This window comes from Actinomadura geliboluensis (genome assembly GCF_005889745.1).
GTDB classification, from domain to species: domain Bacteria; phylum Actinomycetota; class Actinomycetes; order Streptosporangiales; family Streptosporangiaceae; genus Spirillospora; species Spirillospora geliboluensis.
In genome coordinates this window covers 28,360-43,227 of sequence record NZ_VCKZ01000004.1, presented here as the reverse complement: position 1 = coordinate 43,227, position 14,868 = coordinate 28,360, and the positions used below count along the sequence as shown (strand labels likewise).

Genomic DNA, 14,868 nt, shown 5'->3' with positions numbered 1-14,868 from the left:
GAGGTGAGATGCAAACCGTCGCGTTCTGGGTCCTGGCGGTGGCGGCCGTGGGTTTCGGCGTGGTCGTCTTCGTCGTCGACTCGATGGCGCGGGCGACGTTCGCCCTGCTGGCGTCCTTCCTATGCGTCGGCGTGGAGCTACTGCTCCTGGATCTGGACTACCTCGGCGTCCTGGTGATCCTCATGATGATCATGGAGATGCTCATCATGGCGGTCTTCATGATCATGTACATGATGAATCCTGGCGGGCTCATGCCGATGACGATGGTCCACAACAACCGCGGAGCCATCGCCATCTCCCTCACCGTCTTCGCCGCACTGGTGACGGGCATCTTCGTCACACCCTGGCCGCAGCGTCGCGGGACTGTGCCCGCCGACCCGACGTTCTCCGTCGGAGAGGCGATCATGGGGCCGAAGATGTTGGTGATGATGGTGATCGGCATCGCCATCCTCGCCACGATGATCGCTTCGGTGGTGCTGGCGACCGACCGAGGCCGCTACGACCGGCCGTCCGGCGGCAAGGCCGGTGCGAAATGAACCTTGAGGTTTTTCTCGTGCTCGCCGCCGCCCTGTTCTCGGTGGGGTTGTACGGGGCGCTGTCCCAGCAGTCGATCGTGATGCTGATGATGGGTCTCGAACTCATGATCAACGGCGTGTTGGTCGCGGGCGGGGCGTTCTGGTTCTACGTCGCGCCCGGAACGGCGGACGGCCAGGTACTTGTGCTCGTGGCCGTGACCGTGATGGCGCTGGAGATGGCGATGGGGTTCGCCGTCGTCACCGCACTGTTCCGTACCCGCGACGTCGACATGACCGACGAGGCCGGAGATCTCAAAGGATGAGCGTCCTCGGCTGGCTCCTGCCGGCAGTCCCGATCGCGACCGGCGTGTTCCTGCTCACCGGGCGCTTCGTCCTCGGACGCGGCCTGAACAGGGCGGCGCCCACGATCGCGGTGGCGGCCGCGCTCGCGGCGCTGTGCCTGGCGATCGCGGCGGTATTGACGCGTCCGGTCGTGCAGTTCCCGCTCTTCGGTCGGCTGCCCGCCGGTATGGCGGTGGACGGGCTTTCCGCCGCCCTCGTCCTCACAGTCACGTCGGTCAGCCTCGCCGTGCTCCTGTTCTCCGCCGGAGAGTTCTCCCCGAGCGAGTCACGAGCACGCTTCTTCGGCCTGATGCTGGTGTTCACCGGAGCGATGCTGGTGACGGTCACCGCGACCGACCTGGCAGTCCTGCTGATGGGCTGGGAGGTCATGGGCGCGATGTCGTACGCGCTCATCGGCTTCTGGTGGCGCGAGCGACGAAGGGTCAGCTCGGCTGACATCTCCTTCGTCACCACGCGCGCCGGTGACCTCGGCCTCTACTTCGCCGCCGGCGCCGCCCTGCTCGGAACGGGCTCGCTGAGCCTCGATGAACTGGGCGCCGCGGAGGGTCCGTGGCGGGATGTGGTCGCTGCCGGGGTCGTCCTAGCCGCGCTGGGCAAGTCGGCGCAGCTACCGTTCTCGTTCTGGCTCTCGCGGGCGATGGACGGCCCGAGCCCGGTCTCGGCCCTGCTGCACTCAGCGACCATGGTGGCCGCCGGTGCGTACCTGCTGCTGCGCCTGGAACCGCTGATGGCGGCGACCGGCTGGGCCGCCTCGCTGGTGGCTTGGCTTGGCGCGATCACCGCGCTGCTGCTGGGAGCGGTCGCCCTGGTCCAGCGCGACCTCAAACAACTGCTGGCGGCGTCGACCTGTGCGCAGATCGGATTCATGGTGCTCGGCTCCGGAGTCGGCGCAGTTGCCGGTGGCACCGCGCATCTAGTCGCACACGCCGCCGTGAAGAGCCTGCTGTTCCTGGGCGCCGGCGCCTTCCTCAGCGCCCTCGGCACCAAGGACCTCACCGAGCTGCATGGTGCGGGCCGCCGGTACCGCCTGGTCGGCGTCACCTTCGGAATCGGATTGCTCGCCCTTGCCGGGGTGCCGCCTCTGTCGCTCTGGGCCACCAAGGACACGGTTCTCAGCACCGCGTTGGAGCACTCTCCCTTGCTGTACGCGGTCGGGCTCGCGGCAGCGTTGCTGTCAGCCGGTTATGCGGCGCGGGCGCTGTTCGCCGTGGCCCAGCCGATCGACGCGGCCACACGAACGGACACCGAGCAGGCCGGGACACGGCACATCGGCCTGCTGGAAAAGCTGCCGCTGCCCGCGCTGGCCCTCGGCTCCGCGGTGCTTGGCGTCTTCGCACTGCCGGTGGTGGACGAAGCGTGGCGGCACCTCCTCGGTGCCGGACAGGAGCCGAGCCCGAGTCCGGCCGAGCTGGCACTCTCCGCCGCCCTGGTGCTGCTCGTCCTAGCGCTCACCTGGGTCCTCATGCGCAATGGCGGTCGGATCCGGACGGCGTGGACGGCTCCCGCCCAGCACTGGCTGCATCTCGAACGGCTCGCCGAACTGCTCGTCGCCCGCCCGGTGTTCGCGCTGGCCACAGCACTCGCCCGATTCGACGACCGGGTCATCGACGGTGGAGTGCGTGCGACAGCCGCCACCGGACGGCTCGCCGCCGCGCTGGCCGGCCTCCGGATCGAGGTAAGGGTGGACGGGTTCGTCAACGCGGTCGGACGGGGAGCCCGCCGGCTGGCCGACCTCGCCCGCCGCCCGCAGACCGGCCAGGCGCACACCTACTACGCGCAGGCCGCCGTCCTGTTCGCCGTGCTCATCCTCATCGTCCTCCTGGTCAGGTGAACGTGCTCTCCCTAGTGATCTTCCTTCCGCTCGCTGTCGCGCTCGGGCTCTACACGGTCCCCAGGCTCGGCGCCCGCGCGGTGACCTGGACGTGGATCGTCGCGTGCGCCATCGACTTCGCCCTGGTCGTCGCCATGTGGATCGGGCACGGCACCGGCGACGGGATCTCCTACGAGACGAACGTGCGCTGGATCCCGTCCGTCTCCGCCGGCTATCACATCGGCGTCGACGGACTGTCGCTACCTCTGCTGGCCTTGACCTCACTGCTGTTCCTGACCTGCGCGATCTACTCGCTGCGCCAAGAACGGCAGGTGCGTGCCTTCGCCGGGCTCTTCCTGATCCTGCAGACGGTCTCACTCGGTCTGTTCGCAGCCCTGGATCTGCTGCTGTTCTTCGTGTTCTTCGATCTGTCCATCGTCGGCATGTACTTCGTCATCGCCGGGTGGGGACATGGCGACAGGATGCGGTCAGCGCTGAAGTTCTTCCTCTACACCTTCCTCGGTTCACTCGTCCTGCTGCTGGGGTTCATCGGCCTCTACCTCGGTGCCGAGCCGCACACCTTCGACATGGTGGAGCTGACGCGCACGCCGCCGCTGGCGGGTTCGCCGGGCCTTGCCGGACTCGTCCTGTTGGCGATCGGCATCGGCCTGGCCATCAAGACGCCGACCGTGCCGTTCCACACCTGGCTGCCGCCCGCGCACACCGACGCGCCCGCCGCCGGATCGGCGATCCTGGCCGGCGTCCTGCTGAAGATGGGCACCTACGGCTTCGTCCGGATCGCGATGCCCATGCTCCCCGATGCCTGGCGCCGCTACGCCTGGGTGATCATCATCGTCGGCCTGATCAGCGTTCTGTACGGAGCCCTGGTGGCCTATGCGCAAGAGGACCTCAAGCGGCTGATCGCCTACACCTCGGTCAACCACATGGGGTACATCATCGTGGCGCTCGGCGCCGCCGGCGCCCTCGGCGACCAGGCGGCGCGGCAGCTCGCGGTGACCGGCGCCGTCACCCAGATGGTGAGCCACGGGCTGATCACCGGCGCGCTGTTCCTGCTGGCCGGGATGTTCTATGACCGAGCCGGCACCTACGACATGGGTCGTTTCGGCGGGTTGGCCGCACGTGCCCCCGTGTTCTCTGGCCTGGTCGCGGTCGGCGCGTTCGCCTCCCTCGGGCTGCCCGGCTTCTCCGGCTTCATCGCCGAGTTCCAGATCTTCACGGGGGTGATCGGCAGCGGCGGCACCGGACTCGTCGTCGTCGGCGCGTTGGCGATCCTGGGCATCCTCATCACCGCCGCGCTGTTCCTACGCCTGCTGCACCGCGCCGTCCTGGGCCCTCCGGGCGAGTTGACGGCACAGGTCGCCGAGGCGCACCGCAGTGAACTCGGCGCGATCGTCCCGCTGCTGGCGCTGACGGTGGTCATCGGCGTCGCGCCGCGGTTCTTGTTGGACGTCATCGAGCCGATCTCCGCCACGGTGGTCTCCTTGGTGGCGCGATGATGCGCGAGAATCCGGCAGACCTCCTGCCGGAACTGTTCATCCTCGGCGCCGCCGTGATCGGGCTGCTCACGGGGTCGTTCCTGCCGCGAACCCGGCAATGGGTCGTTGCCGCGCTATCCGTGCTCGGGCTGGTGGCCGGCCTGGTGGCCGCGACCCTCGCCGCCCGCCGGGCGGACTTGATGACCTTCGACGCGTTCATGCTCGACCCCATCACCCACGTGACACGAATCGTCGTCCTGGCGGCGACACTGCTGGTCATCGTGCTCGCTCTGGGCCCGATGCGGGGCCACCGCAGGGAGAGCGAGTTCTACGTCCTGATCCTGATGGCGGCGCTCGGCACGATCATGCTCGGCGCCGCGTCCGATCTTCTGGTGCTGGTGGCGGCCTATCTGCTGGCCAGCATCCCCGGATATGCGCTGGCGGGCTTCGGGAAAGACGCGCCGGGGACAGAGGCTGCGCTCAAGTACTACCTCGTAGGCGCTTTCCTGGGCATTCTCATGCTGGCCGGCGTGACCCTGCTCTACGGGCTCGGCCGCGGCACGTCCTACGAATCACTCCGTGCCGAACTCGTGGCGGCCCCGGACGGCGCTGTCATGGTGGGCGTCGTCCTTCTCCTGGCCGGGCTGCTCTTCAAGGCTGGCGCCGTACCCGCCCACTTCTGGGTGCCGGACGTCACTGAGGGCGCTCCCCCGGTCGTCGCGGCGTTCGTCACCACCGTCCCGAAGATCGGGGCCTTCGCCGCCCTCTACCGCTTCGCGGCCGAAGCCCTTCCACCCGGCGTGGGCGACTGGCCGCTGCTCATCGCGGTCATCGCCACCGCGACCATGACCTTGGGCAATCTCGCCGCGTTCAGGCAGGACAACGTCCGGCGGCTTCTCGCCTACTCCACCGTCAGCCAGGCCGGCTATCTGCTGGTGCCTGTCGCGATGACCGGGCGCACCGACCTCGCCGAACCGGCTCTACTGTTCTATCTCGCCGCATACGCCATCACCAATATCGGCGCTTTCGCCATCGTCATCGCCGTCGGTCGCGACAACCTGGGAGCCTACGGCGCGCTGATACGACGCTCTCGGCTCTTGGCGGTGTCCCTGGTGATCTGCCTATTGGGTCTGGTGGGCACACCGCCCACCGCCGTGTTCGTCGGCAAACTCCTTCTGTTCGGCGCGGCGCTGGACGGTGACTACGCGTGGCTCGCCGCCGTCGCCGCCGTCAACTCCGTCGCCAGCGTCTTCTACTACCTGCGCTGGATCGTGCCCGCATTCGCCGGAGACTCCGACCGAGACGAGAGTCTGGACCGCACTGCCCAATGGACGGCCTATCTGGCAGCTGCGATCTCCCTCGCCCTCGGCATCGGAAGCGGCGTCGCGCTCAGCATCGGCTGACCTTGCCGACAGCTCCCTGGCATGGCCGCGCCGCCCAGGCAGGTGACCCGGGCGGCGGCCTTGCTACACCCGATCATGACTGGATCTTCACCTTGACCTGCTCTTCGGCCCCTCCTTGGACGCTGGGGGTCCGCAGCGTGACCAGGGCAAGTCCGGCACCCGCCAACGCGACGACGGCGGCCCCAATGAACGCGGCCTGGAAACCGTCGGTCAGGCTGGGTAGGTCGCCGAGCTCATCCGCGCCCCGCGAGGTGGCGATGGCGGTCATCACGGCCAGGCCGATGGCCGAGCCGACCTGGTAGGTGGTGTTGACGATCCCGGACGCCAGACCGCCCTGCTCCGCGGACACACCGCCGATCGCCGCCATGGTGGCCGGGATGAACACCAGCGACATGCCGACTGCGGAGATCAACGACCCGGGCAGGACGTCGGTGACGAAGCTCCCGCCCACGTCGATCGTGGACAGCACCGACAGGCCGCCCGCCAGGACGACGAGGCCGGCGACGATGAGCGGCTTGGTGCCGAACCGGGCGATGAGTCGTCCGGTGACGCCGACCATCAGCACCATCATCAGCGCCGTCATCGGCAGCAGCGCCGCGCCGCTCGGGAACGCCCCGTACCCCAGGACCTGCTGGAGGTAGAGGTTGAGGAAGTACCACATCGGGATCCACGCGGCGCCGAGCAGCGTCATCGCGACGTTGGCACCCGCCAGGTTCGGGGTGCGCCACACCGAGAGCGGCATCAGCGGACTGCGGACGATCCGCTGCAGCCCGACGAAGACCGCCAGCAGCAGGGCGGCGCCGCCGAGCTGCAGGACCGTCGCGGCGGAATCCCAGCCTCGCTCGGGCGCCTGGACGATCGCGTAGACGGCGAGGCCGAGCCCGGCCGTGACGGCGAGTGCGCCGAGTACGTCAAGCCCGACACGGCGTCCGGGAACGTCCGGCAGGACGGCCGGGACCATGGCCAGCGTGAGCAGGCCGATCGGGATGTAGATGATGAACACCCACGGCCAACTCAGCCACTCGGTGATTACACCGCCGAGGAAGACCCCTGCAGTACCGCCTGCCGGAGCCGCGGCGCCGTAGAACGCCATCGCCTTGGCCAGCTCCTTCGGCCGTGCCGAGAACAGCACCATCAGCAACGTCAGCGCCGACGGTGCGATCAGCGCCGAGCCGACGCCTTGAACCGCGCGGCCGACGATCTCGACCTCGGCCCCCGTGGCCGCGGCCGCGATCACCGACCCGCCGATCAGGACCAGCCACCCGGCCGCGAACACCCGTCGCGCGCCGAACAGGTCCGACAGCTTGCCGCCGAGCAGTAGCAACCCGCCCAGGGCGACGACGTAGGCGTTGAAGACCCATTGCAAGCCGCTCTGGCTGAACCCGAGTTCGCGCTGCATGTCGGGGAGCGCGACCCCGATGATCGAGGTGTCCATGATGACCATGAACTGGGCGGTGGCGAGCACGGCGAGCGCCCACCATCGCTTCGGATCTGCGGACATGACAGTCCACCCTTCGCGAGACGCACCCCCCGGGGGTATGTTTGCCAGGAGGTAACATACCCCCCGGGGGTAAATCTTCCCGAGTGTTGGTGGAATTTCTGACCTCCTATGGAAACCGGACAGTGATCCAGTGCCTGGTACCGGCCGTCCCGGACCTGAACACGCTCCCTGGGAGGAGGAGCCCCTGCTCACCGAACAGCCCTACTCACCTGGACTTATCCCGGTTGCGTCGTGGGTCCTTCACCACCGGGTCGCGGGTCCTGAACGGCGCCCCCTAGCAGGCCGGCGATCAGAGCGGCACCGAGCACCAGAAGGGCGGCGGCGATCGTGAGGGCCAGGGTGAAGCCTTCGGTTGCGGCGTGCAGCCGGTCGGACGTATCGGCCACCGTGTCGCTGCGGCGTGCGGCCACGGTGACCAGGACTGCCACCCCGACGGCGCCGCCCACCTGCTGCACGGAACTGAAGATGGCCGAGCCGAGACCGGCATCCTCCTCGGTGGTGCGCGTGAGTGCGGCGACGGTCAGCGTAGGCAGGCTCAAGCCACACCCAAGGCTCGTGACGAGCATGCCCGGGAGCACCCCGGATGCGTAAGAATCGGCTGGCGCCACCCTTGACAGCAAGAGCAAACCAGCGGCGCTGACCAGGAAGGACAGGACCAGCGTCGAGCGCATCCCGAATTTGATCAGGGCGCGGGAGGACAGCCATATGCCCGCGAGGATTCCGGCGCCGTAGGGCAGGTAGGCAATACCGGCCTTGAGCGGGTCATAGCCGAGGACGGTCTGCAGATGGATCATCAGCAGGAAGGCCATCGCATAGAAGGCCGCCGAGAAGAGCAGGGTCATGCCATTGCCGACGGCGCGCGTCCGGAGCTTCAGGAACGGCAATGGCAGGAGGGGCTCGGCCGCGCGCGCTTCGACGACGAGAAACCCGGCCACCAGCACGGCGGCAAGGATTACCGGGGCCACAACACCCGCGTCCGTCCAGCCAGCCTCGCCGGCCTGGAGGAGTCCGTAGACCAGTGTCAAGACCGCGGCGGTGCCCAGAACGGCACCGGTGACGTCCAAGCGTGCCGCACGGGTCGCTCGGCTCTCCGCGACCAGACGCGGGAGCAGCGCGCAGGCGACCAGGGCGACAGGCAGATTGATCAAAAAGATCCAGCGCCAGGAAAGAAGGCCGGTGAGGAAACCGGAGAGCACGAGCCCCAGGGTGCCGCCCAAACCGGCGATGCCACCCCAGATGCCGAGGGCCTTGGCGCGCTCCTCGGTTCCGGGGAACAGCAGGGTGATCAGCGACAGCGCCGCGGGCCCCGCCATGGCGGCACCCGCACCTTGCACGAACCGCCCGGCCACCAGCTGCCAGGGCTCCTGGGCGAGACCGCACGCCAGGCTTGCCGCGCCGAACAGCGCGACCCCCGCGAGAAAGACGCGACGGCGGCCCAGCAGGTCGGCCATGCGGCCGAACAGCAACAGCAGTCCTCCGAAGGCAAGGAAGTAGGCGTTGACGACCCAGGCAAGGCCAGTGCCGTCGAACTCCAGGGCGTCCCGGACGCTGGGCAGTGCAACGCTCACGACGGTGTCGTCCAAGGTGAGCATGAACTGGACGAAACAGAGCACGATTAGCGCGAGACGGCGACGCTCGGGCCCGGCGGACGGCTCCGGCTCCGATACCGCGACAGCCGCGCCACCAGCCTGGTCCGTGCATGCTTGACGGGAATGATCAGTCGGCATGCGATCACGCTAGGCATTGGGCGCGGCGGTGACGATCCGCACTGAGGCCGCATGCTGTCGCATTGAGGACATACGGTGGGGCGGTATGGCCGATTTCGTGGTGGGTGCCGCTCCGACCGAGGTGGGCGCGATCGTCGTCGGGCACTTCCCGCTGTCGTCAGGGCAGTGGTTCGATCCCCACAGCCACCCGCAACACCAGCTGGCGTGGACGCGACGGGGCGTGCTCTGCGTGGTGGTCGGTAATGCACACTGGGTACTACCGCCCACTCGCGCATTGTGGCTGCCGGCCGGGGTCGTCCACCGAACCGGCGCAACCCGCGACGCGGTGCTGTGCAGCCTCTACCTCGAACCGGGCCGGTGCGCCCTCGACTGGGCCGTCCCCACGCCGGTCGGTGTGGACGGGCTCCTCGCCCACCTGATCGCCTACCTCGCCCGCAACGACCTCGACGATGACGTCCGGCTCCGAGCCGAGGCGGTCGTGCTGGACCTCCTGAATCCGCTCCCGACAACGCCCATCGACGTGCCCGAAGCCGTCGACGAACGCGTTCAAGCCGTCACCCGAGCGCTGCTCGCCGACCCCGCAGATCAACGCAGCCTTGAGGCGCACGCCCGCGCGGTCGGGGTGAGCCGACGGACGCTGACTCGGCTGTTCGTCAACGACACCGGAATGAGCTTCGATCGCTGGCGCATCCACATGCGGATGCGCACCGCCCTGTCCTTGCTCGCCGAAGGCCGACCCGTCTCCCATGCCGCACACGCTGTCGGATACGCGACTCCGAGCGCGTTCCTCGCAGCCTTCCGGCGCACCGCCGGCACCTCCCCTAGCCGCTATCTCGGCGGTGACACCGACATCGCGAGGCCCGCGAAGCCCGATTGAGCCGGTTGGGTTGTCGGCTACGGCACTGTCAGCGAGCCGAGGTGACCGAAGGCCAAGACCGCCCGCACAGCTTTCTACTACCCTTAATAGTAGGTAACCCGGAGCAGGAGGTCATGATGCGAAGCTGGACGTGGCGGCAGTGGGGTGTCGCCCTGGGCGGGGCTGCGGTCACGGCCTTCGCGATCGGGGTGCCAACAGGTGTAGTCCCCACCGATTTCTACACGCGGATGACCCCTGTGCTGTGGTGGAACTACCCCGTCCTCGGATTGACCGCCGTTCTGGAGGGCCTGCTGCTGGCGACGTATATCGCTCCAGTTCGTCCGGTGGTCAATCAGGGCAAGAAGGCGTTCGCCGGCGGCTTGGTCTCCTTGTTCGCGGTCGGGTGCCCCGTGTGCAACAAGCTCGTGGTACTCGCCATTGGATTCGGCGGGGCGCTCTCCTACTTCGCGCCGTTCCAGCCGGTGCTCGCGGTGGCCTCGCTGCTGCTCCTGGCAGAGGCGCTCCGTCGGCGCCTGCGGGCACTACGGGAGTGCCGCACGCCCTCGCCTCGCCCTGAGACCATTGCACCAGTGGAGACCTGAACTCTCACCGGGCACCCGACCCCTGAACTCGGATGCGGTCGGTCAGCGCCGGGCCGTGACCAGCCAGGCAGCGGAGCCGAAGAACACACCCTCGGGAGTTTGGTACGGCCGGATCGCCTCCGCCAACTCGTCGGCAACCTTCGCCAGCGTGGCTTCATCCATGGCTGTGATGCTCGACGAGGCCGCCGGGTGCTCGCTGAAGTAGGCCAGCGCGTCCGGCACGTCCGCCCCCAGGCGAAGCCGCTCGTGTAGCGGCTCGATCTTGATGTCGGTGCAGCCGGCATCGTTGAGCAGTTCGCGAATCCGCTCGGGGTCGGCAAGCGAGAACGGACCGGGAGCATCGGGCCCCCCGATGTCCGGTACCGGCGCGTGTGCAGCCAGCACACTGAAGGGGACGACGATGTGCTCGTTCTGCATGACCTCCTGCCAGCAGAGAAAGGCCAGCCGACCACCGGGGCGAAGCGATCGCGAGATGTTCTCGAAGGCCGCCCTGGCGTCATCGAAGAACATCACGCCGAACCGGCTGAGCACGAGGTCGTAGTACGCGTCCGGGAGCTGCGCCGTCGCGGCGTCAGCCTCTTCGAAGCGAAGGTTGGCCAGGCCCTCTTCTTCGGCGCGCACACGGGCCCGGGCGAGCATCGGTGCCGAAATGTCGACGCCGAGGACCTCACCGTCCGCGGCCTGCCGGGCGGCGATACGGCTGGTCTCGCCGCATCCACAGCCGATGTCGAGGATCTTGTCCGTCCCGGAGATCCCGGCTGTGCTCATGAGCCGGGATGTGAGGGACGCGAGCATTCGGTCGTGACGATCCTCGTGCTGAACCCAGTGCTGTCCAGCCGTGCTCTTCCAACCGTTCTCGCCGTCCATGCCGGACGAGCCTGAAGGTGCGGTGGTCATCGTTCTCCCTCCGACAGCGCCTTACTACTACATGAGCATAGTACTACGTACTCTTAGTAGATGCGCTCGCCCACCCGAATCGGACATCACTGAACCGCTGGCAGCTCACCCGCGAACTACGAGACGTGCATATGTACGCGGAAGGCTTCTCCACGTACTCCAGCCAGGGACGCCTTGCCCGACAGGGCTTACTTCCGTCATTTCTCTACTACGGTACTTAGTAGTCTGGTCCCGGCATCAGGAACGCTCCCGGAGAAGAGGTGGCAGTGCACACCACACGTCCGTCATCTGAGGACACGGCGAAACCGCCCGCTGCTCGGATCGTCCTGGCCGTCCGAAGCCGCCCCCGGCGAGCCCTGCTCCTCTCCGTCGCGGCCCTGGTCATTGTCACGGCCGTCGGCTACGGCGGTGCAGCGGTGTACGCCGGGACCGGCGTGCCGCGGGGAACCTCGGTAGTGGGGGTCGACATCGGCGGGCTCAGTGAGCGATCCGCCGTGGAACGCCTCGAAAGGGAACTCGGCCCACGTGCCGCTCAGCCGCTCCAGGTGCGAGTTCAGGGCCGAGAGGTGACGCTTGAACCTGCGGAGGCCGGGCTGTCCCTGGATTCCCGGGCGACCGTGGACGCGGCCCTACAAGGCGGATTCGGGTTCACCTCAGTGTTCTCCGCTGTTTTCGGCGGACGGGAGATCACTCCTCAGGTCCGCATAGACGAGACCCGGTTCGCCGCCACCCTGGGCCAGATCAACAAACGGATCGGCACGTCCGTGCGGGAAGGGGCCGTGAAGTTCCGCGGAACCACACCCGAGACCGTACTTCCACAGCCGGGCACCGGGCTGGACGCGCAGGCGGCCGCCGGGCCGATCAAGGCCGCTTTCCTCGCGGTGCTGGAAGGCAAGTCGACCATTCCCGAACTTCAGACAAGCCCGTTGAAGCCCAAGGCGGACGCGAACGAGATCCGCCGGGTCGCGGCGGGACCCGCACAGGTCGCCATGTCCGGACCGGTCGGCTTGGTCGTGGATGGTGAGCGGATCACGGTAGCGCCAAGGAGCTTCGCTCCCTACCTTGTCTTCGCACCTGATCAAGCGGGCAGGGTGAGTCCACGCGTCGACGGCCCGGGATTGGCGCGGGAACTGGGTACGAGGTTGCGTGCTCTTGAGCGTCCTGCCCGCGACGCCACGTTCAACGTCAAGTCGGGCAAGCTCGCCCTCGTCCCCTCCGTGGCGGGCCGGGCAGTCGACACCCGAGCACTCGGTGACACGGTCGCCGGAGCGGTACTGCGGCCGCAAGGACGTGAGGTGACCTTGCCGATGACCGTCGACAAGCCGCGGGTCGCGACCGATCAGGCCCGCAACCTGGGCATCAAGCAGAAGATCAGTTCCTTCACCACCCGCCATCCGTGCTGCGCGCCTCGGGTCAAGAACATCCACACCATCGCCGGCATCCTCGACGGCTATATCGTCCGGCCCGGCGAGACCTTCTCCCTCAACGGAATCGTCGGCAAGCGCGACAAGGCGCGCGGCTTCGTGGAGGCGCCGATGATCCTCAACGGACGGTACGTGGACGATGTCGGCGGCGGGATCTCCCAGTTCGCGACGACGATGTTCAACGCCGTCTTCTTCGGCGGGCTGCAGGACGTCCAGCACACTCCTCACTCGTACTACATCTCCCGCTACCCGGCCGGACGCGAGTCGACCGTCTCCTTCCCCCAGCCGGATTTCCGGTGGCGCAACGACTCGCCTTACGGCGTCCTCGTCGACACGGCCTACACCGGCACGTCCGTCACCGTGAGTTTCTGGAGCACCAAGCGCTACGAGATCGAATCGAAGAGTTCCGGCAAGTACGCGATCAAGAGCTTCGAGAGCAAGACCGAGTCGGGGCCGAAGTGCATCCCGATGCCCGGAGCCGAGGGTTTCCAGATCGACGTCTGGCGTATCTTCAAGCAGAACGGGAAAGAGGTGCGCCGCCAGAAGTTCCACACCACGTATGAGGCCGAGCCCCGCATCACGTGCCGGTAGCGAGCGACAGCCCGCGGTCCTGTCCACAGCCGGTTCTCCGGCACAATGTGCGCAGGACGGAGGTGGCGCATGGCCGGACTGGGCGGATCACTCGAGCGTTCCATCATGGACGTGCTCTGGAACGCGCGCGGCCCGCTGCGGGTGCGCGAGTTGCTCGCGGCGCTGAACGAGAACGCGGACAAGGCCCTGGCCTACAACACCGTCCAGACCGTGGCCGAAAGGCTGGCGCAGAAGGGGCTGCTGTGGCGTACCCCGGACGGGACGGCCTTCCGCTACGCCCCCACCCGCGCGCGCGAGGAGTACGCGGTCGAGTTGATGCTCGACGCCCTCACCGAGTCCGACGATCACGGCAGCATCCTGGCGAGGTTCGCCGAAGCCGTCCCGCCCGAGGACGCGCGCCACCTGCTGGACGCCCTGCGCCGGCGGACATCCGACGACCAGGGGGCCTGACGGCGTGGTCTACCTCGTGATCACTTTGGTGTTCACAGCGGTCCTGCTGGGCTGCCTGGCTGGTCCCGCCCTCGGTCGGCTCCGCCGTCCCGCCGCGCATCCGGGGATCGCCATCGCCTGCTGGTTCGCGGCTCTGGCCGGCACCTTCATCGCCGACATCGGGATCATCGCGGTGGCCCTGCTGTCGCCGCCGGCGCCCGGCCACGGCCTGCTGGAGTGGCTGCGCGACTGCCTGCCGCACCACGGTGACGAGGCGATCATCATGGCGGCCGCCGCGAGCCTGGTGCTGCTGACGGCCTGCTGCTCCAGGCTCGCCCGCAGCCTGCCCCGGCTCCGGCGAGCTCTGCGGCACCGGCGCAGGCACTGGGAGATGCTCCGGCTCGTCGCCAAGGAACACGGACGGCACGACGACGTACTCGTCCTCGACCACCCCGTCCCCGTGGCGTACTCTCTATCCGCTCGGGAGCGCGCCATTGTGGTCAGCACCGGTACGCAGGAGACGCTCACTCCCGAAGAGTTCGGTGCGGTCCTGGCCCACGAACGGACCCACCTGCGTCAGCGCCACCACACGATGCTGCTCGTCCTCGACCTCGCCTACGCGCTCCTCCCCTGGTTGCCGACCGTCCGGCGCGCGAAAAAGACCCTGCCGTTGCTGCTGGAGATGGCCGCGGACGACGCGGCGGCGCAGGCCTGCGGAAGGCGCACGCTCGTTGACGCCCTGTGCCGGCTCGCGGCGACGCCCGGTGTGGCGGGCGCGCTCGGCGCTGCGGGTCCCTCCACGGGGGCGCTGACGGAGCGGTTGCTGCGTCTCGAGCACGCCGAGGCGGTGAAGCCGTGCAGGGCCGTCCGTGCGGCCGCATCCGCCTTCGTTGCCATCGCCGTCGCCACGCCCCTTTTGGTCGCCGCCGCGACCATCGTGCAGTTGTCCGAGATCTGCTGAGGGCCGTTTTTAACCCGGCAGGCCCGACCACATCGCCGAGACAGCAGAGGCGGTTTGTCGTAATTGGCCACTTGGGTGGCGAATGAGGTCGCCATCTCCTACGCTCCGTAGGAGCCGCCGTGCGGCGTCCCCGCCGGGGACGGCGGTGGCCACGCCGAATCCCGCGGACCCGCGCCGTCCGGGGAACCGGGGAACCGTTATCCACCTGGGGTGAATCCGCTTCCCCGAGCGGAAGGGCGACTCCGGCCCGAACCCGACAGCTCACCCGGTAGGCGTACTGGAGAGGACAGTGC

General features: G+C 68.2%; 13 protein-coding genes and 1 riboswitch. Of the genes, 10 read left to right on the top strand and 3 right to left on the bottom strand.

Annotation, left to right across the window (positions count from 1 at the left end; genetic code table 11):
• The first annotated feature begins 8 nt into the window (after window positions 1–8).
• From ETD96_RS01485 to ETD96_RS01465, 5 genes are read left to right on the top strand one after another with little or no spacing between them, the layout of a single operon-like run.
• On the top strand, window positions 9–536 hold the full coding sequence (locus ETD96_RS01485; protein WP_138632745.1) for an NADH-quinone oxidoreductase subunit J: 528 nt from the start codon (window positions 9–11) through the stop codon (window positions 534–536).
• 17 nt (window positions 537–553) lie between these two features.
• Entirely contained in the window at window positions 554–838 is a 285-nt protein-coding gene (gene nuoK / locus ETD96_RS01480) for an NADH-quinone oxidoreductase subunit NuoK (RefSeq protein ID WP_240807086.1), read from the top strand.
• Entirely contained in the window at window positions 835–2,709 is a 1,875-nt protein-coding gene (locus ETD96_RS01475) for an NADH-quinone oxidoreductase subunit 5 family protein (RefSeq protein ID WP_138632740.1), read from the top strand. Before nuoK ends, ETD96_RS01475 begins: the two co-directional genes overlap by 4 nt.
• Window positions 2,706–4,205: a complex I subunit 4 family protein gene (locus ETD96_RS01470; RefSeq protein WP_240807084.1), complete on the top strand. Its 1,500-nt coding sequence runs from the start codon at window positions 2,706–2,708 to the stop codon at window positions 4,203–4,205. The genes ETD96_RS01475 and ETD96_RS01470 overlap by 4 nt, the downstream gene beginning before the upstream one ends.
• Complete coding sequence (locus ETD96_RS01465) at window positions 4,202–5,587, top strand: NADH-quinone oxidoreductase subunit N (protein ID WP_240807082.1); 1,386 nt, start codon at window positions 4,202–4,204, stop codon at window positions 5,585–5,587. Before ETD96_RS01470 ends, ETD96_RS01465 begins: the two co-directional genes overlap by 4 nt.
• Before the next feature lie 73 nt (window positions 5,588–5,660).
• Here the strand turns inward: ETD96_RS01465 and ETD96_RS01460 are convergent, their stop codons facing one another.
• On the bottom strand, window positions 5,661–7,088 hold the full coding sequence (locus tag ETD96_RS01460; protein ID WP_138632737.1) for an MFS transporter: 1,428 nt from the start codon (window positions 7,086–7,088) through the stop codon (window positions 5,661–5,663).
• A 215-nt stretch (window positions 7,089–7,303) separates the two neighbouring features.
• Window positions 7,304–8,701 carry a DHA2 family efflux MFS transporter permease subunit gene (locus ETD96_RS01455; protein ID WP_274704586.1) on the bottom strand — a complete coding sequence of 466 codons (1,398 nt, stop codon included), beginning with the start codon at window positions 8,699–8,701 and terminating at the stop codon, window positions 7,304–7,306.
• 199 nt (window positions 8,702–8,900) lie between these two features.
• Between ETD96_RS01455 and ETD96_RS01450 the strand changes: the two genes are divergently transcribed.
• Window positions 8,901–9,692: an AraC family transcriptional regulator gene (locus tag ETD96_RS01450; protein ID WP_138632731.1), complete on the top strand. Its 792-nt coding sequence runs from the start codon at window positions 8,901–8,903 to the stop codon at window positions 9,690–9,692.
• Between the two features lie 113 nt (window positions 9,693–9,805).
• Window positions 9,806–10,273 (top strand): hypothetical protein, encoded by a 468-nt coding sequence (locus ETD96_RS01445; protein ID WP_338072525.1) that lies wholly within the window; start codon window positions 9,806–9,808, stop codon window positions 10,271–10,273.
• A gap of 42 nt (window positions 10,274–10,315) precedes the next feature.
• On the opposite strand, the gene ETD96_RS01440 is transcribed toward ETD96_RS01445, so the two are convergent.
• On the bottom strand, window positions 10,316–11,170 hold the full coding sequence (locus ETD96_RS01440; RefSeq protein ID WP_138632728.1) for a class I SAM-dependent methyltransferase: 855 nt from the start codon (window positions 11,168–11,170) through the stop codon (window positions 10,316–10,318).
• Between the two features lie 260 nt (window positions 11,171–11,430).
• Here ETD96_RS01440 and ETD96_RS01435 point away from each other — a divergent pair, with 260 nt between their 5' ends.
• From ETD96_RS01435 to ETD96_RS01425, 3 genes are read left to right on the top strand one after another with little or no spacing between them, the layout of a single operon-like run.
• Window positions 11,431–13,185 carry a VanW family protein gene (locus ETD96_RS01435; protein ID WP_138632725.1) on the top strand — a complete coding sequence of 585 codons (1,755 nt, stop codon included), beginning with the start codon at window positions 11,431–11,433 and terminating at the stop codon, window positions 13,183–13,185.
• A 45-nt stretch (window positions 13,186–13,230) separates the two neighbouring features.
• On the top strand, window positions 13,231–13,635 hold the full coding sequence (locus ETD96_RS01430) for a BlaI/MecI/CopY family transcriptional regulator (protein WP_338072524.1): 405 nt from the start codon (window positions 13,231–13,233) through the stop codon (window positions 13,633–13,635).
• A 4-nt stretch (window positions 13,636–13,639) separates the two neighbouring features.
• On the top strand, window positions 13,640–14,575 hold the full coding sequence (locus ETD96_RS01425; protein ID WP_138632720.1) for a M56 family metallopeptidase: 936 nt from the start codon (window positions 13,640–13,642) through the stop codon (window positions 14,573–14,575).
• Between the two features lie 142 nt (window positions 14,576–14,717).
• A riboswitch (cyclic di-AMP (ydaO/yuaA leader) is annotated at window positions 14,718–14,865 on the top strand.
• Window positions 14,866–14,868: the final 3 nt, after the last annotated feature.

Coding starts and splice junctions, on each gene's coding strand:
- ETD96_RS01450 (WP_138632731.1), top strand. CDS start 8,901: ATGGCCGATTTCGTGGTGGGTGCCGCTCCGACCGAGGTGGGCGCGATC.
- ETD96_RS01460 (WP_138632737.1), bottom strand. CDS start 7,088: ATGTCCGCAGATCCGAAGCGATGGTGGGCGCTCGCCGTGCTCGCCACC.
- ETD96_RS01430 (WP_338072524.1), top strand. CDS start 13,231: ATGTGCGCAGGACGGAGGTGGCGCATGGCCGGACTGGGCGGATCACTC.
- ETD96_RS01465 (WP_240807082.1), top strand. CDS start 4,202: ATGATGCGCGAGAATCCGGCAGACCTCCTGCCGGAACTGTTCATCCTC.
- ETD96_RS01440 (WP_138632728.1), bottom strand. CDS start 11,170: ATGACCACCGCACCTTCAGGCTCGTCCGGCATGGACGGCGAGAACGGT.
- ETD96_RS01475 (WP_138632740.1), top strand. CDS start 835: ATGAGCGTCCTCGGCTGGCTCCTGCCGGCAGTCCCGATCGCGACCGGC.
- ETD96_RS01445 (WP_338072525.1), top strand. CDS start 9,806: ATGATGCGAAGCTGGACGTGGCGGCAGTGGGGTGTCGCCCTGGGCGGG.
- ETD96_RS01485 (WP_138632745.1), top strand. CDS start 9: ATGCAAACCGTCGCGTTCTGGGTCCTGGCGGTGGCGGCCGTGGGTTTC.